Below are 1446 nucleotides of genomic sequence, written 5' to 3' on the forward strand. Positions count from 1 at the left end.
TCTCACCTCTATTCAGTCGACGTGTCCGCCGTGACGGTGACACCCCGGGTCTGTCTCGACATGACCCGCCAGGTCGCGGACGTGACTCTCGACGGCATCGCGGGGGCGCTCGTGCTCGCTGACGCCGAGCCCGCCGTACGCCGCGCGCTGGACTGGGGTGCAGCGCTGATGGCCTCCGAACAGCTGGGTGTTGCCCGCTGGTGCCTGGAGACGACGGTGACCTACCTCAAGGTGCGCAAGCAGTTCGGGCGCGTGCTCGGAGGGTTCCAGGCCCTCAAGCACCGGCTCGCTGACCTGTACACGGACGTGGAGTCGGGTGCAGCGGCCGCGCGCTACGCGGCAGCGACGTTGGCCGCGGGCGACGGGGATGGTGTCCTGGCGACGTCGATCGCCCAGGCCTTCAACAGCGATCTCGCGGTGCGAGCGGCCGAGGAGGCCGTACAGCTCCATGGCGGCATCGGCATGACCTGGGAGCACCCCGCGCATCTCTACCTCAAGCGCGCCAAGGCCGACCAGATCGCGCTCGGCACCCCGGGCCGGCACCGTGCCCGTGTGGGTGTTCTCGTCGATCTCGGGGCCTGATGGTGCGGGTCGGGTTGCAACGGTGTCGAACGGGATGCCCGATCGCGATGGCGCCGCCGTTGATGTTGACCTCGAACGCGTCGACGAGCGCGGGAAACCGATCGGTTTTCCGAAGGTGGAAATCGGGCTAGTCTCCCGACATGACCACTGAAGTGAAGGCGCGTCCTCGTGAGCGGTTGCTGGAGGCGGCCGCCAGGCTGACCTATCAGAACGGCGTCGGCGTCGGCGTCGAGGCACTGTGCAAGGCAGCAGGCGTCTCGAAGCGCTCGCTGTACCAGTTGTTCGACAGCAAGGACGACCTGCTGGCCGCAAGCCTGGAGGAAGGTGTCGCGGCCTATGTTGCGGGCCATCTGCCTGCGGACGATGACCAACGCCCGCCGCGCGAGCGGATCATGCACGTCTTCAAGCAGGTGGAGCTCGAGTCGACCGAACCCGAGTTTCGAGGGTGTCGATACCTGGCCGTCCAGGTCGAGCTCAAGGATCAAGCCCACCCGGCGAGCCAGGTGGCCCATGGGGTCAAGTCCGCCCTGACGGCCTTCTTTCGTTCCGAGGCCGAGCAAGGGGGTGCGGGCGATCCTGACCTGTTGGCCCGACAGCTCAGCCTCGTCTTCGACGGCGCCAGCGTGCGCGCGGGCATCCAGGCCGATTCCCTGGCTGGACTCGTTGAGCCCACGGTGGCTGCGCTGCTCGACAGGGGAGGCATGCGCTGACGTAGGACCTCGATGGTTGCGAGAGGAAACCGATCGGTGTACTTTGGTGGAAACCGATCGGTTTTCGCTGTGGAGCCCGGTCGCCGCCCTTCAGTTCGCACCCAAGGAGTTCATGGCATGACCACCACGAAAGAGCGCCCCACCCTTCAGGTTC

General features: G+C 66.8%; 2 protein-coding genes. Both read left to right on the forward strand.

Annotation, left to right across the window (positions count from 1 at the left end):
* Positions 1-582, forward strand: a 582-nt coding sequence (locus ACOADB_RS11895) for an acyl-CoA dehydrogenase family protein (protein WP_378598498.1), incomplete at its 5' end; no start/stop codon positions are given.
* A gap of 176 nt (positions 583-758) precedes the next feature.
* Complete coding sequence (locus ACOADB_RS11900; protein WP_378598501.1) at positions 759-1292, forward strand: TetR/AcrR family transcriptional regulator; 534 nt, start codon at positions 759-761, stop codon at positions 1290-1292.
* Positions 1293-1446 lie beyond the last annotated feature (154 nt).

Source organism: Nocardioides sp. CPCC 206348, from assembly GCF_048654705.1.
In the GTDB taxonomy this organism is placed as follows: domain Bacteria; phylum Actinomycetota; class Actinomycetes; order Propionibacteriales; family Nocardioidaceae; genus Nocardioides.